The organism is uncultured Maribacter sp. (assembly GCF_963977385.1).
In the GTDB taxonomy this organism is placed as follows: Bacteria; Bacteroidota; Bacteroidia; order Flavobacteriales; family Flavobacteriaceae; genus Maribacter.
The window spans coordinates 335,909-360,590 of the sequence record NZ_CAXBOU010000001.1; the positions used below are offsets into that span (position 1 = coordinate 335,909).

The 24,682-nt window shown below is 37.7% G+C and carries 20 protein-coding genes and 1 tRNA gene; 17 read left to right on the plus strand and 4 right to left on the minus strand.

All coding sequences use genetic code 11. The features are described 5' to 3' along the window. Positions 1-10: 10 nt before the first annotated feature. On the minus strand, positions 11-511 hold the full coding sequence (locus AAC084_RS01445) for a GNAT family N-acetyltransferase (protein ID WP_339835912.1): 501 nt from the start codon (positions 509-511) through the stop codon (positions 11-13). 53 nt (positions 512-564) lie between these two features. Here AAC084_RS01445 and AAC084_RS01450 point away from each other — a divergent pair, with 53 nt between their 5' ends. Both AAC084_RS01450 and AAC084_RS01455 read left to right on the plus strand, forming a co-directional pair. Continuing rightward, positions 565-1,362 (plus strand): universal stress protein, encoded by a 798-nt coding sequence (locus tag AAC084_RS01450; protein WP_339835915.1) that lies wholly within the window; start codon positions 565-567, stop codon positions 1,360-1,362. Between the two features lie 53 nt (positions 1,363-1,415). After that, positions 1,416-1,492 (plus strand) — tRNA-Ala (locus AAC084_RS01455). A gap of 412 nt (positions 1,493-1,904) precedes the next feature. Here the strand turns inward: AAC084_RS01455 and AAC084_RS01460 are convergent. Together AAC084_RS01460 and AAC084_RS01465 are read right to left on the minus strand one after the other, a co-directional pair. Continuing rightward, positions 1,905-2,795, minus strand: a complete 891-nt coding sequence (locus AAC084_RS01460) for a type IX secretion system membrane protein PorP/SprF (RefSeq protein WP_339835918.1) — start codon at positions 2,793-2,795, stop codon at positions 1,905-1,907. A gap of 16 nt (positions 2,796-2,811) precedes the next feature. Continuing rightward, positions 2,812-7,485, minus strand: a complete 4,674-nt coding sequence (locus tag AAC084_RS01465; RefSeq protein WP_339835921.1) for a DUF4347 domain-containing protein — start codon at positions 7,483-7,485, stop codon at positions 2,812-2,814. Between the two features lie 458 nt (positions 7,486-7,943). On the opposite strand from AAC084_RS01465, the gene AAC084_RS01470 reads away from it, so the two are divergent. The 6 genes from AAC084_RS01470 (at position 7,944) to AAC084_RS01495 (ending at position 12,348) form a co-directional block, all read left to right on the plus strand. Beyond that, positions 7,944-8,327 (plus strand): helix-turn-helix domain-containing protein, encoded by a 384-nt coding sequence (locus AAC084_RS01470; protein ID WP_339835923.1) that lies wholly within the window; start codon positions 7,944-7,946, stop codon positions 8,325-8,327. Further along, entirely contained in the window at positions 8,327-9,535 is a 1,209-nt protein-coding gene (locus AAC084_RS01475) for a VapE domain-containing protein (protein WP_339835926.1), read from the plus strand. The genes AAC084_RS01470 and AAC084_RS01475 overlap by 1 nt, the downstream gene beginning before the upstream one ends. Positions 9,536-9,744: 209 nt before the next feature. Beyond that, complete coding sequence (locus AAC084_RS01480) at positions 9,745-10,704, plus strand: toprim domain-containing protein (protein ID WP_339835929.1); 960 nt, start codon at positions 9,745-9,747, stop codon at positions 10,702-10,704. After that, positions 10,701-10,997: a mobilization protein MbpA gene (gene mbpA, locus AAC084_RS01485; RefSeq protein ID WP_339835932.1), complete on the plus strand. Its 297-nt coding sequence runs from the start codon at positions 10,701-10,703 to the stop codon at positions 10,995-10,997. The genes AAC084_RS01480 and mbpA overlap by 4 nt, the downstream gene beginning before the upstream one ends. After that, entirely contained in the window at positions 10,994-11,863 is an 870-nt protein-coding gene (locus tag AAC084_RS01490) for a relaxase/mobilization nuclease domain-containing protein (protein WP_339835935.1), read from the plus strand. The genes mbpA and AAC084_RS01490 overlap by 4 nt, the downstream gene beginning before the upstream one ends. An 11-nt stretch (positions 11,864-11,874) precedes the next feature. Beyond that, positions 11,875-12,348, plus strand: coding sequence for a DUF6730 family protein (locus AAC084_RS01495; protein WP_339835938.1), 474 nt, complete (start codon positions 11,875-11,877; stop codon positions 12,346-12,348). Positions 12,349-12,462: 114 nt separating this feature from the next. On the opposite strand, the gene AAC084_RS01500 is transcribed toward AAC084_RS01495, so the two are convergent. Further along, complete coding sequence (locus AAC084_RS01500; RefSeq protein ID WP_339835940.1) at positions 12,463-13,680, minus strand: site-specific integrase; 1,218 nt, start codon at positions 13,678-13,680, stop codon at positions 12,463-12,465. Between the two features lie 1,094 nt (positions 13,681-14,774). Between AAC084_RS01500 and ssb the strand changes: the two genes are divergently transcribed. The 9 genes from ssb to AAC084_RS01545 all read left to right on the plus strand — a co-directional run bounded on the left by ssb (position 14,775) and on the right by AAC084_RS01545 (position 24,624). Then, on the plus strand, positions 14,775-15,128 hold the full coding sequence (ssb, locus tag AAC084_RS01505; protein WP_339835943.1) for a single-stranded DNA-binding protein: 354 nt from the start codon (positions 14,775-14,777) through the stop codon (positions 15,126-15,128). Between the two features lie 85 nt (positions 15,129-15,213). Further along, positions 15,214-15,609, plus strand: a complete 396-nt coding sequence (locus AAC084_RS01510) for a JAB domain-containing protein (RefSeq protein ID WP_339835945.1) — start codon at positions 15,214-15,216, stop codon at positions 15,607-15,609. Next, positions 15,576-16,547: a cysteine peptidase family C39 domain-containing protein gene (locus tag AAC084_RS01515; protein WP_339835948.1), complete on the plus strand. Its 972-nt coding sequence runs from the start codon at positions 15,576-15,578 to the stop codon at positions 16,545-16,547. The genes AAC084_RS01510 and AAC084_RS01515 overlap by 34 nt, the downstream gene beginning before the upstream one ends. After that, the gene (locus tag AAC084_RS01520) at positions 16,544-17,746 is read left to right on the plus strand and encodes an ATP-binding cassette domain-containing protein (RefSeq protein WP_339835950.1); all 1,203 of its coding nucleotides are present in this window, start codon (positions 16,544-16,546) and stop codon (positions 17,744-17,746) included. Before AAC084_RS01515 ends, AAC084_RS01520 begins: the two co-directional genes overlap by 4 nt. Then, positions 17,739-19,031 (plus strand): HlyD family efflux transporter periplasmic adaptor subunit, encoded by a 1,293-nt coding sequence (locus AAC084_RS01525; protein WP_339835953.1) that lies wholly within the window; start codon positions 17,739-17,741, stop codon positions 19,029-19,031. Before AAC084_RS01520 ends, AAC084_RS01525 begins: the two co-directional genes overlap by 8 nt. 149 nt (positions 19,032-19,180) lie before the next feature. Further along, on the plus strand, positions 19,181-20,782 hold the full coding sequence (locus tag AAC084_RS01530; protein ID WP_339835956.1) for a hypothetical protein: 1,602 nt from the start codon (positions 19,181-19,183) through the stop codon (positions 20,780-20,782). A gap of 354 nt (positions 20,783-21,136) precedes the next feature. Further along, complete coding sequence (locus AAC084_RS01535) at positions 21,137-23,221, plus strand: prolyl oligopeptidase family serine peptidase (protein ID WP_339835959.1); 2,085 nt, start codon at positions 21,137-21,139, stop codon at positions 23,219-23,221. 210 nt (positions 23,222-23,431) lie between these two features. Beyond that, a complete protein-coding gene (locus AAC084_RS01540; protein ID WP_339835962.1) occupies positions 23,432-24,166 on the plus strand; it encodes an antitoxin Xre/MbcA/ParS toxin-binding domain-containing protein in 735 nt (244 codons plus the stop codon). Then, positions 24,163-24,624 carry an RES family NAD+ phosphorylase gene (locus AAC084_RS01545; RefSeq protein WP_339835965.1) on the plus strand — a complete coding sequence of 154 codons (462 nt, stop codon included), beginning with the start codon at positions 24,163-24,165 and terminating at the stop codon, positions 24,622-24,624. Before AAC084_RS01540 ends, AAC084_RS01545 begins: the two co-directional genes overlap by 4 nt. Positions 24,625-24,682 lie beyond the last annotated feature (58 nt).

Below are 24,682 nucleotides of genomic sequence, written 5' to 3' on the forward strand. Positions count from 1 at the left end.
AATATGGTTTCTATAGTACAAGTTCGTAGCAATGAAATGGGTGTTGGCTTTGTTTAGGAAAAAAGATATCTTCTAATTTGGTATAGCCACGTAGCTCGTAAAATTTTTGATTTCTTTTGTTTTGGCTAAAGGTATCTAACCTCACGGAGAGGGAATTGTTATCTCTAGCAAAGTTTTCCCCGAAATCCATCAAACGTTGTGCGAAGCCTTTTCCTTGAAACTCCGGATGTACCGCTAGTCTGTGTATATAATAATTTCGACCATTATCTGTAAGCCATTTAATGGAACGATATTCTTCATCCATAGATAAAGAAATAACAATACAGCCAACTATTTTTTCATCATTTAAAAGAACAAATAATTCGTTTCTAACTATATCATTTTCAAAAACTTCTTTAGATGGATATGCTTCTGTCCACTGATAAATTCCATTAGCTTCCATCGACACTCTACAAGCAGCTGTCATGCGAAGAATTTCATTTAATTGCGATATCTTTGCCGGTTCAATCATAAAAGCGATTTATATAAATCGTAAATTTAGAGTAATAATCAACAATTTTTATCATGATGAATATTCTTGTTCCTATCGGAACCTCTTCTAACGCCAATGAGACTTTACAATATGCAGTAGATTTTGCAGCAGATTTTGGCGCTCAAGTATATGTAATGGAGGTTTTTAACGCTACCGGTAAAGCGGGTACGCTAACCAATGTTACCCAAAAAATTGCTGAAAGTGGTAAGGAACGATTGAAGGAAGTAATAGCCAAAGTTCAAACTAAAGACGTTTCTATCAAAATCGCCAGTTTTAATGGCGAATTACAAGACGGACTTAAAGAAATAGATAAAGGTATTGGAATTGATTTAATTATTTTGGCACCTAGAAGTAATGATATTAAAGAAGAAAATTATTTAGGGCAAACTTCTGGAGCCATTATTAAGAAAACCAATATACCAACCTTAATAGTACCAAAAGGAACAGCTCATAAAACGTTCAAAACTATTTTAGTTGCTTTTAAATCAGGAATTCTAAAAAGAAAGAGAATACTAAATCCATTGATTGAAATAAAGAATAAACATAAATCGAGTGTGAACTTACTGATGGTAAAGACACCAGGTTATTCTGATGATGATTTGAAGATTAATACTGCTTTGATGGATATTAGTTCTCAATTGACATTTACCGAGAATTCAACTACTTACCATGGTGTATTAGAGCATTTTCAAGCACAACACCCAGATTTGTTATGTGTTTTTAGAAGAAAACGTGGATTTTTCAAAAAATTATGGGAAAAAAGTACGATTTCAAAATCTGAATTTTATGCGCCAATACCAGTGTTGGTTCTTAGTGTAAAGAAAGATTAAGAAGGACTTTGATACGTTGCTAAAATGTATTTCCTTTGATCTTCTCGAAAACAGGGGGATTAGCTCAGTTGGCTAGAGCGCTTGCCTGGCAGGCAAGAGGTCACCGGTTCGAATCCGGTATTCTCCACCAATAAACACAGGGCTTCAAGAGTTTTTGACTTTTGAAGCTTTTTTCATTTGCACGCAATTTGCACGCAAAATTGAATTTATATTATAGTTGGTAGCATTTGATGCAAATTGGTTTATTTTGGTACTGCTCCAACCTTTAAAGAAGGTTTTTTTGTAAAATTTCTCAAATTAGGTGTTTCAATCTTCAATTTTAGATTAAGGAATTTAAGTCCCATAAAAGGTTCATTAACGAGAATACTTAAAAAGACCAACAAAAGGACAATCTGTGAATAAGAATTGTGAATTTAAATGCTTGTCCTAAAAATCGGCCGATTTATGAGACTGTTTAAAGTCTATATTTTTCGCAATAGCCAACCGTGATAATTTATCCCCTCCCACTTGAAAACACTTAGTAACTTTTAGTATGGGTAAAATTAAAGTTTCAGGGTCATCAGTATTTCATGAGTACCGTTATCTATATTACTTATATTGTTTTCCAGGGCTATTTCATAGGCATAGCCGATATCGATCCAGCCGGTCTTGAACATAAACAGGCCGCTTATACTCTCGTTGAGACGATATGCGGCTCCTAGTCCGAATTTTCGATTGAACTCTAAGATGCCTGTTATGTCCACTGAAAGAGGGGCCGCTTCGACATAGCGAATGGATGTCGAAGGTTTAAGAAGCATGTTACTGCCCAGATTGAAATCATAGCCACCGACTAGGTACATGTGTGGCTTATCCATTCCCAGTCTCGCAAGGCCGTCGTTCTGCTCAAGGCGATCCGGGGTCAATATCTTTGGTACCGATAATGAAATGTAGTAGGATTCATGCCTGAGAAGAACGCCTGCCCCGACGTTCGGGTTGAACCGCCCGTCGATGTTCATCAAAGAGGCATCCTGCAGGATGCCATAGGTCAACAGACCATCGGTATTGGCATCGTAGGAAGTAAAGCCTCCCTTTAACCCAAAATAGAGATTGTGGCTCTCGCTCAATTTTAATTTATAGGATATATCCAATGCTATCGCCGTTTGGTTTTCTATAAAGGTTTTGTCGTTGATGATAGAAAGGCCGATGCCCACATTTTTCCCCAATGGAGTTCCAAAGACAAAACTCTGTGTTTCGGGAGCTCCTTGTACACCTGACCACTGACTTCGCAGGTTCATACCGAAATTAGTGGTTTCGTCCGCACCTGCAAAGGCGGGGTTGATCAGGTTCATGTTGAATCGATAAAAGGTGTAATTAGGATCTTGTTGCGCTGATATCCGGCCAACGGCAATTAGTGAAAAAACGATAATAAATCGGTATATATAATTGGTAGTCATTTACGTATTTTTAGTATTAATAGTTGATAAATATCCATCCCTGAATCGGTGCGCTACCGTTGCCCAGGTCGATTACGTACAGATAAGATCCCGGGGGTAACAAATCTGAATTGGAACTGTAGTTACCTCGCCAGTCGTTGCGATAGTTGAGAGCCGAAAAGACCTCATGGCCGTACCGGTTGTACACCGTGACCCTTGTATTAGAATAGTTATCGATACCGGGTATCATCCAACTGTCGTTAACCCCGTCACCATTTGGTGTAAAGGCCTCGGCAGGTCTTAGGACAGGTTCGTTGTTGGTCGGGAAGTCGTCTTGTATATCCGTCACCCCATCGTTATCATCGTCGTCATCGGCATTATCCCCCGTTCCATCACTGTCCGAGTCGGTATCCTCATTTTCATCCAATGGGAAATCGTCTTCATCGTCGGTCGTACCATCATTATCATCATCTTCATCAGAGTTATCACCGGTGCCATCACCGTCCGTGTCGGTATTCTCGTCTTCATCCAATGGGAAGTCATCGTCCGCATCAGGTGTACCGTCATTGTCATCATCTTCATCTTCCGAGTCTGGAATACCATCATTGTCGGTGTCGGTCGAATCTTTCGGCTCGCTGTCCTCTGAATCTGGGATACCATCGTTGTCATCATCGGTATCGGCATTGTCCCCTGTACCGTCTCCATCGAAATCGGTATCCTCATCTTCATCCAACGGAAAGTCATCCTCCGAATCCGGTGTTCCGTCATTATCGTCGTCGGTATCGGTATTATCTCCGGTGCCATCACCGTCCGTGTCGGTATTCTCATTCTCATCCAAAGGAAAAGCGTCGTCATTGTCCGGAACACCGTCATTATCGTCATCGTCGTCCTCCGAGTCGGGAATACCATCATTATCGGTATCGGTAGCATTGTTCGGCTCGCTGTCCTCGGAATCTGGAATACCATCATTGTCATCATCGGTATCGGCATTGTCCCCTGTACCGTCTCCATCGAAATCGGTATCCTCATCTTCATCCAACGGAAAGTCATCGTCCGAATCCGGTGTGCCGTCATTATCGTCGTCGGTATCGGTATTATCTCCGGTGCCATCGCCATCCGTATCGGTATCCTCTTCGTCATCCAAGGGGAAGTCGTCGTCCGCATCCGGTGTGCCGTCGTTGTCGTCATCGGTATCTTCATTATCGCCAGTGCCATCTCCATCGGTATCGGTATCCTCGTCCTCGTCTAGCGGGAAGTCATCATCCGTATCGGGAGTACCATCGTTATCGTCATCGGTATCCGCACTATCTCCGGTGCCATCTCCATCAGTATCGGTATCTTCGTTTTCGTCAAAAGGGAAGTCATCGTCCGCATCCGGTGTACCATCATTATCGTCATCGGTATCTTCATTGTCCCCCGTACCGTCACCATCCGTATCGGTATCCTCATCCTCGTCTAGCGGGAAGTCGTCGTCCGTATCAGGAGTACCATCGTTATCGTCATCGGTATCCGCATTATCACCAGTGCCATCGCCATCGGTATCTGTATCCTCGTCTTCATCCAATGGGAAGTCATCGTCCGCATCCGTTGTACCATCATCATCATCATCGGTATCTTCGTTGTCCCCTGTTCCATCGCCGTCGGTGTCGGTATCTTCGTTTTCGTCAAAAGGGAAGTCGTCGTCCGTATCTGGCGTTCCGTCGTTGTCATCATCCGTATCACATTGGTCAGCCATTAAATCACCATCATTATCATCTCCGGCAACTGTGAGCAACGCCGTATCTGTCGTCATGAGACCGTTAGCATCGGTCAAGGTAATCGTTATAGTATACTGACCTATATCTGCACAGTCAAAATTCGTACGGTCTAGTGCGGTATTGGTCACTTCGCAATTATCATCGGAACTACTGATAATGTTCTCAGGAGCTATGGTAAGTAAACCATTTTCATCTAAGTTTAAGGTAATATCTTGTGTAATTAGTGTGGGAGGACTGGCATCTTCTACTGTCACAACAGCTGTGGTTGCATTGCTATTTCCGGCTATGTCGGTAACCGTTAAGGTCACGGTATTCTCACCAATATCCGAACAGGTAAAATCTGTACGGTCAAGGGCAAATGTTGCCACGGAACAGTTATCCGTTGAACCATTATCTATATCAGCAGGTGCAATCATAGCATTTCCACTGGCATCCAATTGTACCGTAAGATCTTGGCTTATGGCCACCGGATCTATCTGATCCTGTACCGTAACTTCTGCATTTACAGTTGATGTATTACCATTATTATCTGTCACCGTCAAGGTAACCATGTTCGGATTCGTTGCAACATCGGAACAACTGAAATCCGTTTTGTCCAACTGTAGAGATGCTATACCAAAAGCATCATTTGAACCATTGTCTACAGATGCCGCCGTAGTAGAACCACTTCCTGAAGCATCCAACATAACAACTACATTTTGTGCAACGGCGGTAGGGTTCACATTGTCCTGTACTTCAATATTCATGTTGTAAGAAGAGGTGCTGATACCACCTCGGGAATCAACTACCCTGAAAGTAAAACTAGCATAGGGGTCACCAAGTGAACCGGATGGGGATATAAAATTTAAAAGGGATACATCGCTGATCAAAGTTCCATCAAATACGTCTGATCCCTCGTATTCCAAATCACCGGCCGTTTCCGCCGTTACAATGCTAATTCCACCAAAGGTATCACCATCGGTATCGCTAAAGGAAAAGTCACTACTACTGAAGACATAGTTGGAACCGCTGTCCATTTGAATCTGACCATCTGCACTTGTAGGTTTGTCATTATTAACGACTGTAATCGTAAATACTTTGGTTGTGGATGCCCCAAAAAGATCGGTAGAACGTACCGTAATATTGTAATCACCGGGGGTTAAAAGCGAAGAATTCGCCACGACCAAATTATTACCATTCACCGTGAACCTTCCACCTCCGTTATCAGCTAAGGAGTAATCATGTTGATCGTCCGGATTGTTTGCATCAGTGGTGGTAAGGGTGCCAATATTAGTGTTCTCGGTAGCTCCCTCACTGATGGAAACGTTGGATATTTGTATATCCGTTGGGGCTTGGTTACTATTAATAACACCAATGGTAACCGTTCTTACAGCAGACTCCGCACCATTATCATCTTGCACCAATTTGTAGGTGAAGGAATCTACACCTTCATAATCAGTTGTTGGCATATAGGTGAAACTACCATCATTGGTATCTAATGTTAAACTACCATTGCTAACATCGGAAACTTGGACTATGGTAAAATCATCGAGGTTTGCATCATAGTCGTTTCTAAGGATACCACTTATAAAGTCTACGTTCAGGGTCGTATTTGGTGATGTGCCATAAGAATCGTCTTGTGCGGATGGTGGTATTGGTTCATCCGAAGCGGGTGCATTCTGGATATTGCCAAAAGTAACGTTACCCTGGGAGTAGTTGTAAAAGCCAAACCTTCCCGGGGGGAACTGTGCGACCCCGGCGTCAGCCGCAGATACGTTGAATTTTTCAACCCCGTTTACTTTTACACGTATATTATCTGCGGTATAAAGAATCTCGACCTGATAGGTTACACCTGGGGACCAAGGATCATTATTTGGTCCTTGGGCTATTAATGCACCCGGTACAGAAGTAAAACTCGATGACTGGTTTTTATAGTACAATAGATGGGCACCACCGCTTCTTACTCCCATATTGACCCCGGCATTGTCCCAAGACCAAATATAGGTATCGTTTACACCATTAAAACCAAAGGCAAAACCAATATCATCATTGTCTGTTTCACCAGAATTAACAGTTATCGTTCCCTTGAAGACTTCATTTAAATACCCAGATTCGGCGCTTAACAAATAAACGGGTTGACTTGTATTATTAGATTGAAATGCAGTTCGCCCGGTGCCATCGGGGTATGTCCAATTACCATCGCCAGCGGTACCTTCATCTACCTCTTCAAAGTTCCTTAAATCGGCAAAGGTCAAAGACTGTAAAGTATATGCGTAGTTCTCCACTTCTTCAGAAAAAGCAATGGATGATTCTATTGGACCTGTACTATACTCCAAATCCCAATCGGCGTTTAAAGAAGCGTGCCCTGTTAGATTGGTTGAAGCCGTCGCATCCATACCAGTTAGAGAGGCAATTAAATTAACGGTACTTTTACCCTGCGCTGTTTCCGCTAGAGAACATCCATACAAGAATAAATCGGCATCATCTGAAACATGGCTTTTCCATGAGTTCAATTCTTTTCTGATCATGTTTAGATCATCCCCCAAAAAATTATCTGAACCTATAATAAGTTCCGCCTGCTTGGCATGACCAACTATATGAATGGACTGAAGCCTTTGGTGCTTTTCAATTTCTTCGGTCATTTTAACTATTCCCTCGAAGTTTTTTGGGTCCAAAAGAATAATTTTGGAGTTAGGTAATGAAATACTCCGCGCTAATACTTCATAATCATCAAGAGACTTATCTATAAAAACCAGATGGGATGTTCTCGCATTTTCGTTGCTCATACCGCTGGCAAATAGTCTAACATTGTTAGACACAAGAGATGATTTTTTATTTTCTTTTACGGATTCCGCGGTGATCGTATGTGTCGTTCCGAAAGATTTCTTATCAGCAGCTACAAGGAGAGGGTGCGTTCGAGTGACAAATAGGCCAAAGATTAGGATTGCAAAGGTAAGGTTGGTTTTTATGCTCATGCTGGAAGTTTATTTCGATTTCAAAGCACAAACCTAATTAATTATGTAAGAATTATACTACCTTTGTTGTAATCTTAATTATTCTTGTTGTGTATTTCTAATTTTCTGTGGTAAGCATTAAATATGATGTATTTTGACAGTGACAAAACTATTATAATTCAACCAAAAACTCGCTTTGCCGAGAAGAGTTCCGAAAAACGAACCTTTTTTGGGACATTACAATGAAACTATTTTCAGATGGCTAGCTTTTTACCTTTTAACTACCCTTATTTTCTTGATAGTTAAATTGTCAATTGTTTATAACTTAAAATTCTTCCTTTTTTAACAAAAATCAAATGGTATCATTTGAATCGTTTTGAAACCAAATGAAATTATCCAAATTTTACTTGGTTCGATTTGTATTGATTTAGTATAAATAATTGTTTTTCAATATTTTGTGAATAAAAATATGGACATAATTGAGTTTGTACACCTCTCTCCAATTACCTTTATCCAAAGAATTCTACAAAGGAAAACAAAAGCGCTTTTGTTCATTTAATAATCTTAAAAAAAAACAAATGGACACTATTTTAATCTTTGAACGACTTGATCGTTTGGAAAGGCTATTGACGGCCAATAAAGAGGTACTCACCTTCGAGGAGACCTGTGACTATACCGGAATATCAAGGAGCTATCTTTACAAACTAACGGCCTCGGGAAATATTCCGCATTCAAAGCCCAACGGTAAGATGATCTTCTTCGAGAAATGCAAACTCAACGATTGGCTTCTCCAGAACGGTAGAAAGTCGAATGCCGAAATTACCAACGACACACTTAAGTACACTTTCAAAAATAGAAGGTGATGGACTCGCTAGGTAATGGCGAAAAACTTTACCATGTAAAGGACGCCAAGAAAAAGACGGTCTACGACTATACCATGGAATATTTGGAGAGTAAGTACGATATTACATTTAACGAGATTTCGCACGACTTCCAGATTGCCTTCAATGATTCCATGGAATGGCAGTATCTGAACCTGAATTCGCTTATCATTGAATTGGCAAAAGCGGGTATCGATATTCCCAACGGAAAATTGGAAACCCTTATCCGTTCGGAATGTATTCCCAAATGTAACCCCATCAAGGAATATTTTGAAAACCTTCCGGAATGGGACGGGACGGATCATATCTTGAAACTGGCCTCTTTTGTGCCGACCTATGAACGAGTGGCGTTCGATTATCATTTTGAAAAATGGTTGGTGCGTACCATTAAATGTGCTTTGGAAAAGAACTATTTCAACAAGCAGGCCTTTGTGCTTTCGCATCAAGGCCAGAACTCGGGAAAGTCCACCTGGTGCCGTTTTCTTTGTCCGCCGGAACTGGCGGAATATATGGCCGAGGATATCAGCAACGATAAGGACGCACGGATACAGTTGTGCAGAAACTTCCTGTACAATCTGGACGAGCTGGCCGTGCTTTCCAAAAAGGATGTGAATGCACTAAAATCATTTTTCTCCAAGACCTTTATCAATGAACGGTTGCCTTATGATAAAAAGAACACCACCCTCCCCAGGATATGTTCCTTTATCGGGTCTACCAATATGGCCTCCTTTCTTAATGATGAAACCGGCTCCGTTCGTTGGCTCTGTTTTGAGTTGAAAGGGAAAATCGATTTTGGGTATTCCAAGGAAGTAGATATTGACGGGGTATGGTCACAGGCATACCATCTGGCCTATACCGAACCAAACTACAATCCCGAACTATCCATAAAGGATATCCAGGAGAACGAGGAACGAAACAAGAAATACACCAAGTTGACCACAGAAGAGGAACTGGTCTCGAAGTATTTTGAAAAGTCGGACGACCTGAAGGATTTTGTTACCGCTTCGGACGTGTTGGTCCAGCTGAGCTGCCTGAACCTTCGCCTGAACCAGATAAACTTGGGACGGGCATTGTCTGGTTTCAACTTTCAAAGGATAAAACATCCTAAGCGACAGGTGTACGGTTATCTTGCAAGACCCGTCTTCGTGGACAGCCCTTGGCAAATGGAATTTTCGAAAAAACAGGAATAGTACCTACCTAGTTACCTAAGAGATGGAAAAGTCAATAATAACAAGAGATAACTCTAGGTAGGTTCTTTAACCCCTTCTTGCCTAAGTATTACCTACCCTACCTAACAAGGTAACATAGGTAATCACAAAAACCAATCCGACCTAGATAAAAGACCGCGTAATCATTGGGTTAGGTAGGAAGGTAACCGGAATTGAATAAAAAGAAGCTGATGAAAAGAAAAAGAACAAAAGGACTAACGTGCGAAAAAGCCCGAGCTTTTCCCATCGAAAGGGCGCTGGCAAAACTAGGGCACTTTCCGACAAGGACGACCCCCAAAGAAGCTTGGTTCCTGAGCCCGTTTCGCTCAGAAACCCAAGCCTCTTTCAAGGTATGCAAGAAACTTAATAGATGGTACGACCATGGAGCAGGAAAAGGCGGGAATGTCATAGACCTGATTTGCCAAATCAACAGATTATCGGTCAAGGATACATTGCTGTTTTTAAGTTATGATGAACCTCTTTTTTCTTTTCAGCAGCAACCTGTTTTTAAAGGACCTGTACCTGGTAATGAAAAAGTCATCATAACCAATGTCAAGCCGATATGCCATCCCGCATTGTTGGGCTATATCAAATCACGGGGAATATCGATTAGTAACGCAAAAAGCTATTGTAAAGAAGTCCATTACAGGTTTAAGGGGAAACCGTATTTCGCCATCGGATTGCAGAATCATACCGGAGGTTGGGAGCTTCGTAACAAATACCTGAAGAACTGTACCTCGCCCAAGGATATCACATTATTTCAAAATGGATACGACATACTTACCGTAACCGAGGGCATGTTCGATTTGCTCTCCATTGTTGCACACCAACCTGATTTGCGACAAAAATCCGATTTTTTAGTAATGAATTCTACTGTTTTAATCCAAAAAGCGATGCAGGTTTTCAAGGGGTATAGTAAGATAAAACTCTGTCTGGACAACGATTCAAACGGGAGGTTGTGTACAGAAAGACTAATGGAACATAGGGGTGCGATGGATATGTCTTTTATCTATACCGGCCATAAGGACATGAACCAATGGCTGATGGAAAATGGTAAAAATCGTGTCGGGCAGGGAATTCAAGATGTGTTTTTGTTGCCACAAAAACAAACTTGCTTTACTCCCGATGGTCGCAAAGAAGGAAAACAATGAAAAAGACCTACATCAAATTTCGTTGTACCATCTACGAAAAGAAGCTGCTCGTAAAAAGGGCGGAACGTGCCGGGATTTCCCTTTCGGAATATTGTAGGAACACGGCCTTTGGCCGCAATGTCATCGAGAGGCTTTCCGCGGAACAACTGGAATGCTATAAGAACTTGGTCACCTATAAAAACAATTTCACCCGTATCGGGAACATGTTCAGGAAACGTAATCCCAATCTGGCAGATGAAGTCAAACAGTTGGCAAGGGAGATAGGCATACATCTTAAAAACTTCAGAAAATGATAGGCATGGGAAAGTCCATAGCACATACCGGAGCTTCCATGGCATACGGATGGAACAACGAGAAGGATGCCAAAGTGGTACTCATCCAATATGTGGCAGGGGACAATGCACAAGAGGTCACGGAAGAATTCAAGATTACACAGGAGATGAACGAACGTTGCAAGAAGAACACCCTGAGTTTCGTCCTAAGCCCAACCGTTGAGGATGGCAAAAAACTTGACAATGAAAGACTCCGTGAGATGACGGAACGGTTCTTAAAGGAAATGCAGTTGAAGGAACGTCAGGCCATCGCATTCGTGCATAGGGACAAGGAACATACCCATGTACATCTTTATGTGAACCGCATAGACTTTGAAGGCAAGGCCTACAACGATAGTTTTATCGGGAAACGGAGCCAAGCTGCCGCCGAGAACGTGGCCAAGGAAATGGGCCTTACCACGGTCAAAGAAATACAGATGGAGCAACAATTACAGTCCGTGGCCTTACGCAACGAAATACGCAGGATACACGAGAGGACATTGGCTAATGAACAGCTAAAGACCTTGGATGCCTACATCAAGGCGATGAAGGCGCAGAACGTAGCCGTTGTTCCCAGTATCAACAAAGGTAATCGTCTACAGGGCTTCCGCTTCGAGTACAAGGGACAGAGCTTCAAGGGTAGCGAGGTGCACCGTTCCATGTCGGGCGGTAAATTGCTCGGTGGACTTACTACGGATATGGACATACAGAAACGGTTGGAGAAGGCTCCTTCGATAAACTTCTCGGGCAAGGCCTTGGAGCTAAGTTCCAATATGGCAAGCGCACTTGCCAAAAAAGTAATCAAGAAAGTCATCAAACGGGCGATAGATACTGGGATAGGATTTTAAAACAAAGAACAATGGGATACAAGAAACCGGATGAGATCATGGAACTGCTCACGGACGAACTGGATGGATTCAACAAGGCGCTTAACAAACTGCAACGGCTGACCAGGAACGTAGAGGACATCAGGATACTTCCCGACACTTCGGAAATAGAGCAACTGTTGGAAAACCATTTAAAACGGGAAAAGGAAAAAACATTAAACCTTGAGGAATCCGTCCGTTCACTAAAAGAGCGTTTGGCAAAGGCGAGCGTGATATCTAGATTCCGATTGTGGTTACATTATTACATTTGGGCAAGCTCTTTACTTATTATTTGTTACCTAGTTTTTAAGGTTGCTAAAATGGAAGAAATTCGAGAGGAATCTTTCTCTAAAGGAAGGCAAGAGGTCATCACAAACCTAAGGGGTTATTTCGACCAATATCCCGAATACTATGAAGATTACGAACAATGGCTCAAAGAAAATAATAGCGTTCCAAATCAAAAGTAGTGTGCGCCCTATTTCGATTTTACTTACGCTTATCTACCGGAACACTATAAAATCGAAACAGGATCCTTGCGCAGGTAAGTTATGGTAAGATTTGGGGGCAAGCTTAAAACAACCTTATATTTCTGTCAACTTTTTATTGTATCCATCCAATATCTCATTCGGCAAAGACTTAAGGTATATTTGAGTGGTGGATAAACGATTATGACCAAGCATAGCTGAAATAGCTTGTAAAGGAACATCTTGTAACATGGCTTGGGTCGCAAAACTATGGCGAGATACATAGGAGGTCAACCTTTGCTCTATATCGCATTTTTTTGCAATCTCTTTCAAACCTTTATTATATCTCTTTCGAGCCCATAATACATCCTTGTATTGAAGTTCAAAGGTGTCTCTTTTCACTATCGGAAATATAAAATCTGATTTTCGCTTGGTCTTAAGGTAAAACGAAAGTATCGCCATAAGCGGTGACGTTATGTTTATATCATAAGGTTTGGATGTTTTTTTCCTTTGAAACTTAATGCGGTTATCAATTATATTTTCAACTTTTAAAAAAGCCAAGTCCATAAATGAAACTCCATAGAGCATATATGAGGCTAAGAAATAGTTTCTAAAATGAAACAGACTATTGGTTTCTTCCAGTTCTAAAAGCATTATAGATTTAATGCTTTTAATATCAAGTGCTCTTTTTTCGGTTGGAGTTGTTTTAATTCTATAATGAGTAAAGGGATAAGCATCCAAGGAAATAACATCAGCTTTAATGGCTCTGTTTAAAATCGCTTTTATCGTTCTCATATAGGCTGAAAGGCCATTTACAGAATTACCTCTAGAAAAATGCCAGCTTTCAAATTTTTTAAGAAAATCATAATTTATTTCATTGAATTTGATATCATGTCCTCCAGTAAATTTTTCCAATACCTTAATTACAGCGTAGTACGTGTTCGCATTTCCAAAACGCTCTGCCTTCTTCAGATCTAATACAATACTCTTACTAAATTCAAAAAATGAATCAAATGAAGCAGTTTTCACAATCTTACTTTTGAGCTGTAAGATTGATAAATAGTTTAGCTCATCTTTTTCATGGAGGTCATTAATTATATCTACGGCTCCGGTTTTTTCTTTCAATAGCTGATTATTCAACTTACTAACGGATGAAGTACCTTTATAGGCTCTTTTTATCTTCTCATTTTTAGTATCCCAAAACTCCTTTTGTATAGATTGCCCTAAGCTAATAGATGTTGTTTTACGAAAATGAGTCAACCGTAAAATAACAGGGTAGGAGGCATCTTTTTTCTTCCTGCGTGTATCTAAGGAAAGCTTTATGTTGGTATTCATCTCAATAAAGGTAAAAAAAATTTGCACGCAATTTGCACGCAAATAGATGGTTTTGTTTGATATCAAACAAAACCATAATAAATTAAAATACTGATTTATAATTAGTTATGTATAGATATGGTTTTATTTGGTATGCGTTTCCTCTTGCTGGCAGGCAAGAGGTCACCGGTTCGAATCCGGTATTCTCCACTAGTAATGACGGGCCTTCACAGATGTGAAGGCTTTTTTCATTTTAGAAATTGCATACTTTTTGCATACTTTCTCAAATTTCTTCAAACTTTAACATTTCAGTTACCAAATTCGACTTTTTAAAATCAAATTTCAGGACATTTTCGGCATAGCTTCTTTGCAATAATAATTATTGGTGTTTCTGTTGTAGCCTTCCCCCAAATCTTACCATAACTTATCTGCGCAGGATCCTGTTGGGTTTTTGTAGTTTTCGGGTAGATAAGCGTTAATCAAAAACCCAATAGGGCGCATGTAGCTTTTAATCGAACTGACCCATTCAGCACATTCACCTTTCATTCGCATACTCATTTCGGTGAATAAGCTTCACTACTATTGTCTTGGACACGACCATGGATATCTGTCCATTTTTTATTATTTCTACTAACACAAATCCATATATAGCTTTATTGAATCTTTTGGAAAATCCATGGTCAAGTCCGCTTAAACGGAATTAGACTTTGTTGCATTTGGTTCCGCTTCCAGTTGAGTTGGTACTCTTCCATGTTGGCCTTAGCTCCACTTTCCGTTCCGCCACCGTTCCCTTTTTATCGATAGCAAAAAAACAACATATGTTCTTGGACAATGGCATAAACCAGGCGCGTGCCTTGCTCTTATTTATACGCCTTACCAAGAACAAATATTGTAAGAAGTACAGCATCAAAAAAAGGGTAACAGCGGACGGCACTATGGGAAGTAAATCAAAGGCAAATAACATGAAATCGTACAGAATCAACAAAAAGGAAGCGGAACCAAAGTTAAAAAATCAAAAAAGGGAAAACGCTCTGGATATAATAAGTAAATCGATTTTTAAAGCCTTCCGAAGGGTTCGGGTGGGTAGTATTAATTAATTCTAATTTTTTTCAATTATGAGTACACTTAGAAACAAAGTCCAATTGATTGGCAACGTGGGGAACGACCCAGAAATGACCATTTTAGAAAGTGGTAAAAAAGTAATCCGTTTTTCATTGGCGACCAATGAAACCTACAAAAACGCCAAAGGCGAGAAAGTCCAAAATACGGACTGGCATAATTTGGTCGCTTGGAACAAAACAGCTGAAGTGATTGAACAATATGCAAGTAAAGGCAAGGAGATTGCGATTGAAGGTAAGCTGACGTCTAGAAGCTATGAAACTAGTGAAGGTGAAAAACGATTTATCACAGAAGTAGTCATTAGCGAAGTATTGCTCTTAGGCATCAAAAATGAAAATAAAGTAGCCTAATGTAAAATTCCTTTAAAATCAAAGAGGGCATCTCTCGCTAAAGTTCTGCCCTCTTTTTTTACCCATAATCCAAAAATTACAAGTAATGAAAGACAAAGTTAATGAAATACAGATAAGCTATACCGAACGGATTCCCTCCCCATTTTGGCAGAAGATAAATTCCTCTAAAGATGCAGCAGCGCTACTTTTTCAACATTGGGATAAAAGCACCATTCAAGTACATGAATCCTTTAAAGTAATGCTACTAAACAACAGCAATAAAGTAAAGGGAATCTATCATTTATCAAAAGGAGGAACCACAGGAACTTTGGTTGACATACGAATACTATTTGCGGTATATATCCCATATTTTAAACACTTTGTAGGAATTTTCTTTTTATGTAGGAGAATTTTAACATTTATAGTTATTTTTAGAATTATATGCACGGATTTCCAAATTACAGACAGATGGATTCCTGGGATTGTGGACCTACAAGCCTAAAAATCATAGCACATCATTTTGGACATCAAATCGATATCGAAAAGATAAGAAGAGAGATAGATTTTGAAAGGATTGGTGTTTCACTTAATTCTTTGGAATCGGCTGCAGAAAATATAGGCTTTGAACATCATTCCATAATGGTCAATTTCGATGACCTAAAAAATAGAGCCCCTTTACCCTGTGTTTGCCATTGGAATCAAAATCACTTTTTGGTAGTCTATGCCATTAAAAAGGGAATGGTGTATATTTCGGACCCAGCAAAAGGTAAGTATACTTTAAGTATTAAAGATTTCTTGGCGGGTTGGTCTACTAACTCACAAAAGGTGGACGAAGCGGAAGGAATTGCCATGCTATTGGAACCTAATGAACTACTTGGGACACAATATGTAAGTGATGGCAAAAAAAATCATTCTCATATTTATAGTTTCTTTTTAAAAAGGCTTTTGAACGAAAAGAAAGTTCTTTATTCCTTATTGTTGGGGTTGGCCGTAGCCGGTATTCTACAGGTTCTATTGCCGATAATGACACAATCTATTGTTGATCAGGGAATATTCTTTCAGGACAAGCGCCTTATATGGGTATTAATAATAGGACAACTTTTTTTCTTGCTCATTAACTTTTTGGTTGAAATAGTACGAAAATGGATTTTACTTTTTTTGTCAATGAAATTGAACCTTCAACTGATGGATTCCTATCTTAGTAAGTTATTATCCCTTCCTATCTCCTTTTTACAGCGTCGTGCAAAGGGCGATATCATCAATAGAATAAATGATTCAGATAGAATAGAATCCTTTTTAACCAAATACCTATTGGATTCCTTGTACGATGCCACTATTTTAATAGTTCTATCGATTCTATTATTCATATACAGTCCTCAAATTTTTGGGATTTTTATAATTGGGAGTGTCATGTATGTTTTATGGTTTCCCTATTTATGAAACGCAGGGCAAACTTGGACCATGAATCTTTCGGACTGAAATCCAAAGGGCAAGGATATGAATTGCAGCTTATCTCCAATATTGCCGATATAAAGACCAGTGGATCCGAGAATAGAAGAAAAAAAGAATGGTACGAAAATCAACTAAAGATTATAAATACAAAGACCAAATCCCTTAAACTTCAAAATACTCAGGAGAACCTAGCCGATATTATTAGAAACACTATTAATATTATTATTCTTTTGGTTTCCGCGATGGCCGTAGTAAATGGAACGATGACTCTTGGAACCATGTTGGCCATCCAATTTATTCTGGCACAGACCAATATACCACTTAGTAGGAGTGTCGATTTTATGCTTGAACTTCAGGAAACGAACCTTGCCATGAGCCGTTTGTCAGAAGTCTTTAAGGAAGAACCAGAGGATAATTCGGAAATGAACATATCCTTACCTAAAGGTTCGTTCGATATTGTTATCGATGATATATCGTTTGGCTATCTTGGACAGAACAACTCTATTTTCAATGGTTTAAACCTAACTATTCCTTCAGGTAAAACAACGGCTATTGTTGGCGCATCCGGCTCAGGAAAGACAACACTCTTCAGATTATTGTTAGGTTTTAGACAGCCATCAAAAGGCCGTATTACCCTTGGGGGCGAGAATCTGAACTTAATAAGTATTTCGAATTGGAGAAAGAGATGTGGAACAGTACTTCAGGATGGAAAAATATTTGATGATAGCATAATACGAAATATCACTGAATCAAATTCAAACGAAAAGCTAAACGAATTAAGGCTTACCACTATTCTAAAGTGCACCAAACTTGATGAGATGATTTCAGATTTACCAAACGGACTGAATACAAGAGTAGGGGAGAAAGGTGTAATGTTATCTGGAGGAGAGACACAAAAGGTTTTAATTGCTCGGGCCTTATACAAAAATCCCGATTTCCTTTTCATGGACGAAGCAACGTCAGCTCTAGATGCTACCAATGAATCTGAAATACAAAACAATCTTAACGAATTTATAAAAGGGAAAACGGTAGTGATCATAGCGCATAGACTTTCCACGGTAGTTAATGCCGACCAGATAATTGTATTGGATAAGGGAAAGGTTATTGAAAAGGGTAATCATATAGAGTTAATGAAAAACGATGGTAGTTATTCACGACTGATAAAAAACCAGCTGGGCAATGGATAACGAAATGAATATTTCAAATGAGACATCTAATTTCATAGGAAAAACATCCAAACGTTTTTTAACCTATGGGAACGCACTTAGTTTATTTACAGTAGGGTGTTTGATAGTTTTTGGTTTCTTTATATCCTTCAATCAAACAATAGAGGCAGAAGCTTTAATTACCAGTAATCCGCCACCAGTTACTTTACTTTCCCGAATTGATGGGAATATTCAGGAAATAAAAATTATTTCCGGTGATAACGTACAAGAAGGGGATGTTCTAGCGGTTTTGGAATCATCGGGTAACTTTATGGATATCATATATCTGGACAGCACTCTGTCAAATGATGAAACCATTACCTTGACAGTTGAAGAACTTCTGGATTTTTACCCGACCAATCTAAAACTAGGTCCAACTATTCAAACATCCTACACGACCTATATTGAATCCTATTTGTCTCATATTCTTTTAAAGAGTTTAGATATTGAGCAGGGTAATATAAATAGTCTAGAGGAGCGCAGGACATCTACAGCCAATCAGATTTTTTCAAAAAGGCAACAGTTGGCAAACTCTATTTCAAAACTTAAATCTGGTAAGAAAAACTTGGACAGGTATGCACAGTTGTATGAAAAAGGTGTTTTTTCAGAAAACGAAATGGATATCGAGAAAAGGAAATACCTGGATCTATTAACCCAGAAAAGTAAAAGCCAAGAGGAATTGGAAACCCTGCGTATTTCTTTATCGGAGATATCCAACCAAAGTAAAAGTTCGCAATCATACTTAACAAGAAACTCGGTAATGAGTCTTTCTAAGCTTCAGTTGGAAAGACAAAAATTAATATCCGAAATCAGTCATTGGAAAGAACAATATCTTTTTACAAGTCCAATTACAGGAACTATTTCAACTTACGATTCATGGCACAAGAACCAGGAAGTAAAAGAAGGTGAAAACATTTTCACCATAGTTCCATCCAATAGTGAAAACATATTTGCAAAGTGTAAAGTTCCCGTTGTAAACACCGGTGGTTTGGTAAAAGGACAAAAAGTCCTTATTCATATAGATAATTACCCATTTCCTGAATGGGGAGCTCTAGTAGGTACTATAAAATCCGTTTCGGATGTACCTAAATTAGAAACAGTGCCATACTATTTAGTGGATGTGGAACTTAAAAATTTGACGACAAATTTTGATAAGAAATTGCAATTCAAACAAAATATGAACGGTCAGGCATATATTTTACTTAACGAACTAAGCTTATTTGAACGGGTAATGTTCAATTTAAGAAAAACCTTTTCACAAAAATGATTGCTCTTTTACGTAAAACCTTAACTATTCAGTTTGTAATATTCATGCTGTTAGTACCAAAAGCTTATTCACAGGATGGGCCTTTAAATGATTGCGACAAACTTTTTAAAGAAATGGTGGCCATCCCTTTAGCTGAAAGAATCTACTTATTGAACGATTTTGAAGGTTCTACAGAATGTGCAAAAAAAGCCGCTAACGTATTATCTGCCCAAGCAAAAGTAGAACGGGACAGTCTAATATTATCCAAGATATACGCTATCATGTCATATAGAACTGACACCGAGTATAGTCTTAGATATGCCGATTCACTTATAATGCTAAGCAAAGAACCTGAAGATTTTTATTTTTTTGATAAATATTTGATTAAAGGTTATGTGTATTATTTTCTTGAACAACCTTTAATGGCTTCAAAAGAGTTTACCAAGACTTATGAACAGGGGATAGAGTACAAAAATTTTGAAACTGAGGTAAGAGCTCAAATTTGGTTAGCGACCATTAAAGAGGAAAATGAAGAAAGTTCTCAGGCATTAGAGCTATATTTTGAGACCCTAGCGTCTATCGATAAATGGGAAACTGAGGATAATGAGACTAAAAGAGAATTAAAGTTATCGGTGCTTCAAAGTATAATAATTCTTGAACTTAATAATAAAGACCCGGATAAAGCTGATTTTTATTTAAAAGAGGCTAAAAATATTTTGGCGGAATATCCCTCCCAAAACGCAACTCAAAAAACCCGTATATGGGATGGTAAAATAGCTTTTTTAAGAGAGGATTACGATACTGCATATGATATTTTAAAAGCTGAATTGGGAATAAATCATGGATCTGAAGATCTTGATTTGTTATTCACTTTGGGAACAATTCAAAAGAAAAAAAACAACGCGTTCCTAGAAAGAAAACATTTTAGACAATTTGATTCTATATCTACGAAATTAAAATTATCACCGATACCTGAAAGTAAGAGTGTATATCTATTTCTTTTAAACGATGCAATTACCCAAAATGACAATAAGAAACAATTGGAATATTATGATAAGCTTATATATATTGACAGCTTTTTGACTGCAAATAAAAAAGATTCCGATTTAATAGAAATGCCGGGATATTCTATTTCTGATTTAAAAAATCAAAGGGATACTTTAATCAATAAATCAAAAGGTAAAGATTACGCTTTGTTGATTTTTGGTTCATGTTTAGTTGTATTTATTATTGTTTTAATCTTTTATGTCAAAAAATATAATCGAGCAAAACAAAGTCTTTCCGACTATATAGATTCCTCCCCTAGTCCAAAAGAAGTAATCAATACAGAATCAGTAGATAAAGTTATAAATGAGCCAAAGGATTCCATCCAACATGTAAAAAAGAAAATTGATAAAGAGATTGAAGCATCCGTTAAAATAGCATTATATAAACTAAATTCTTGGGAAGAAGCAAAGGGTTTTACAAATAAAGATGTTGATTTAAATTATTTAGCAAATTTATTTAAAACCAACAGAACCTATATATCGAAAGCCGTCAATGTTTATAAGGATAAAAAGTTCAGGGTTTATATTACCGAATTAAGAATGAATCATTTTATACAAACAACTAGAAAGAATTATGATTATAGAAATAAAAATCTTAGTTCGATTTTGGAGGAATTCGGTTTTAACTCTATAGACACATTTAGTCGTGCGCTTAAAACTAAACTCAAAAATAAAAATATCACTCCATCAATGTATATGAACGAAATAATTAAACGCAATACGTAAAATGCGTATATGATTCCCTTATTATCATGGTTTTATATTTTTAGTTAATTATATTTATAAAAGCGAATAAACATTAAAATTAAAACTCACATTATGAAAAAAGCAGTAAAAACAATCGGAAAGACTCTTACGAAAAAACAAAAGAACAAAGTTATTGGAGGAGATGACCCCGTAGAGAAAAAAAGACTTGACAAAAAAATCTAATATCTTTTAACGGAAGCTTAAATAATTAATACTATTTAGGCTTCTCTTTATCTAGCGTTACCGTTCTTAATAGTACTATTTTTAATGAATCCAGATATATTCCACTTCCCGAATATTGGTTTTTTTATATCAGATATACTCAACAAATATATGAGACTTTTTTTCACATCCCATCTAGTACTTTTTTTAATCAGTTCATGCTCGAGTCAAAAAACTATTATAGACCAATACCCTCTTCCAGAAAACAATAAAGAATTAGTAAAGGAACATGGATTGGAATATTTAAATATCTATGCCAACCTAGAAAACATTAATAGTCCTGAAACTAAGGACTGGTTATCCAAGCAAGATACTATTGTCCACAACTACTATGCGAACAATGGGTTTGAAGAATATAGTAAACAGTTGGATTATGTCAACAAAACATTCAATCCCGGTTATTATTGGCTTAAAAATAGTGACGACGCATATTATTATTGGGGCGATAATGATTCCACACAAGTATTATATAGGAGATACAGAATTACCAATGAGCTAAAACCAATTTATTCAGCGACCTATGATAAGACCGTTCATTTTTATCAACCAAATAAGGAAGGAACCATGTTCATCCTATTTGTAAGCGATGATGAGGGCGATTACTTGCAGGTTATCGATATAGCTAGCCAAAAGATATTGTTCGAAACCGCCAAGGACATGAATTCACAACAAGTCTCATATGCAGTTTGGGCTAACCAAAAACAAATTGTTTTTACAGGCTGGCCTAATCCTGACAATTCAAAAAATTCATATTTGGCTTTAGGTGATATTTCTACCGGAAGTATAAAAAAGATATTTAGCGGTGATGATATTATGGGGTATAACGAGGAACATTTTTTAAGACCTAATATCAGGTACGGTTCTGATGTTCTTCAGGCAATATTGGTTAGTGGTTCGGAAAGTTACAATGGCTTTAACACTTCAATGAAAACAGTCGGGTCCAATAATCCTTCTTGGAAACAAGTAATGTTCGAGAAGGATAGTGTGCTCTATTATCCAAAGGAAAGAAACGGGGATATGTATTTTTTAAGGTATAAGAACGGGCAAAAGAATCTGATTAAGACAACCATCGATAATATTAGCGACCCTAGTAAGGATAACGTTATATTCAGACCAGAAGAAGATTACATTATAACCAGCTATGCGGTTTCCAATACAAATATTTATGTTATTACATCTAAATATGGTATAGAGCATAAGGCTTATGCTATCAATAAAAATAACGACGTGACGTTATTGGAACTGGATTACCCTGCTACAGGTTTAAGATTTTATTCCCACGACTCTTCGTTAGGTACAATCACATTATTGCAATCTAGTTGGAAAGAGAATTACGTTTTTATAGATGTTGATGATTCTTTGAATATAACTGTCAATGATGAAGTAACAAGGAAAACACCACAAGAATTTAAGAATATTAGGACCGAAATTATTGAAGTCATTTCATATGATGGAACCATGGTTCCTATGACCATTATTAAGCCAAATAATTTTGTTTCTACCAATGCAAAAAAGGCTATCATTACCGTATATGGTTCCTATGGTATATCGATTGAGTCTTATTATAGTATGGCTATACTAGACTTTGTTAAACAAGGAAATGTTTTTGCCATTGCCCACGTAAGGGGTGGTTCAGAAAAAGGTCTGAAATGGTATACAGACGCTATTAAAGAAAACAAAAAGCATTCTTGGAAAGACTTACTTGCTTGTTCACAGTACCTTAAGGATAATGGCTATACCGATAAAGATAAATTAGGGGTTTATTTTAGTAGTGCCGGTGGGGTTACTGCCGGAATGGCAATTAATGAAGACCCTGAAATGTATAAAGCTTCAGTAGGCGAGATTCCGTTACTCAATCCTTTAAGGTTGGGTTATCAAAAGAATTTTAATGCGAGTGACAATGATTATGATTTTGGTACTAAATCGACATTAGAAGGCTTAAATTCTCTGCTAAGTCTTGACCCCGTGTATAATTTACAAGAGAATCGATTATATCCAAACACCCTTATAATTAATGGGGAAATAGATGAATTAATCCCAGTTTACGATGGGGCCAAATACATTGCTTTTTTACAAAATCAGAGTGTAAATTCAGATAGAACTTTCTTACTTGATGTTATCAAAGATGGAGGTCATGGCTTAGATACTGATGTTGCCACCCAAAAAGCCATGTTTTTCTTCAACAAAGAATTATAGCATATTTCATTCACGAAATAGGTCTTTTATGTAACGGCATTTCTTCAGAAAGTTTACTATTTTTTAAACTATAGGTACATTTTAATGTTTTTGCATTTCATCCCTTCCATCACTATTAACAGTAAATAACAATACATTGTGACAACTGTCGTTTTAATTAAGACAGTTTGCGTTTAAAATATTGTATATTAGGTTTGTAATTCTATCATTATGACCACAAAAAAATTAGATAAAAGTACAAAGGAAGGAATAACATCTTCCATACAGTTTATTGACCTATATTTCCAGACTTTTGGTGTTAGTAATAAAAAAGCATTGGGTTTATTTAGGAAATTAAGAGATAATCCAGCATATCATTCAATTGTACCTATCGGCAATACATTAGAATTAACGGAACATTATATTAAAACCTTAATAAGAGATGATACTAACGAGATTGGTACAAGCTTAAATGAGATGGCTAAATCGCATTATTCAGTTTTAAAAATTCTAGCTGAAACAATGACTAACCATGCATTTAAAAATATTAAGGAATCTGAATTTAATATTACATATGAATGGAATGATGATTCTCGTGCAATTCAGTTGCTAACATTAATAAAAAAAGGCTTCGATTATAAAACCTTTCTTTTAGTAACTAAAAATATGCCTTTTAATGACAATGATTGGGCTAATATTTTGGATACAACAACTAGAACACTAGATCGATATAAAAAGGATAATAAATCTTTCAGCTCTACACAAACAGAAAAAATCATTGAAATCCAGCAATTGATGAAATTTGGTGCCGAAGTATTTGGTGATATAACTAAATTCAATAATTGGTTAGTTCGAGAGAACTCTGGATTAGGTAACATTATACCAAAAACATTACTAGATACCTCAATTGGGATAGGGTTAGTAAAAGACTCTTTGGGTAGAATTGAACATGGTATTTTTGCATGATTGTATATAGGATTTCGAAAGGAAAATATAAAGAGGACCTATCTGGAACCGGCGCTGAGTTATATGGAGGTAGATGGAACAATAAAGGAACAAAAATGCTCTATACCGCATCATCTATTGCCTTAGCTATGGCTGAAGTCACTGTGCATGTAGACCATAGTATTCTACCTTTGGATTTTTATGTTATTTATATTGAAATTCCCGATAGTCCTATCCATAGGATTCCGCTAACCGATCTTACACATTTTGAATGGAATTTGAATCCTCCTTCTTTTCAAACTCAACAGATAGGAGATAATTTTATTGCTGAAAATAAATATATTGCCTTAGAAGTTCCATCGGCTATAGTACCTGGAGAATTCAATATACTTGTTAATCCAAACCATCTTGAAAAATCTAAAATTAAGGTCATAGAGGTACAAAAGTTCCCTTTTGACAAAAGACTTTTTGGACTTTAATTTAGTTCAACTACTAAAAATATTATTTACCTCTTTAAAGCTACGTATAAAATCTTTT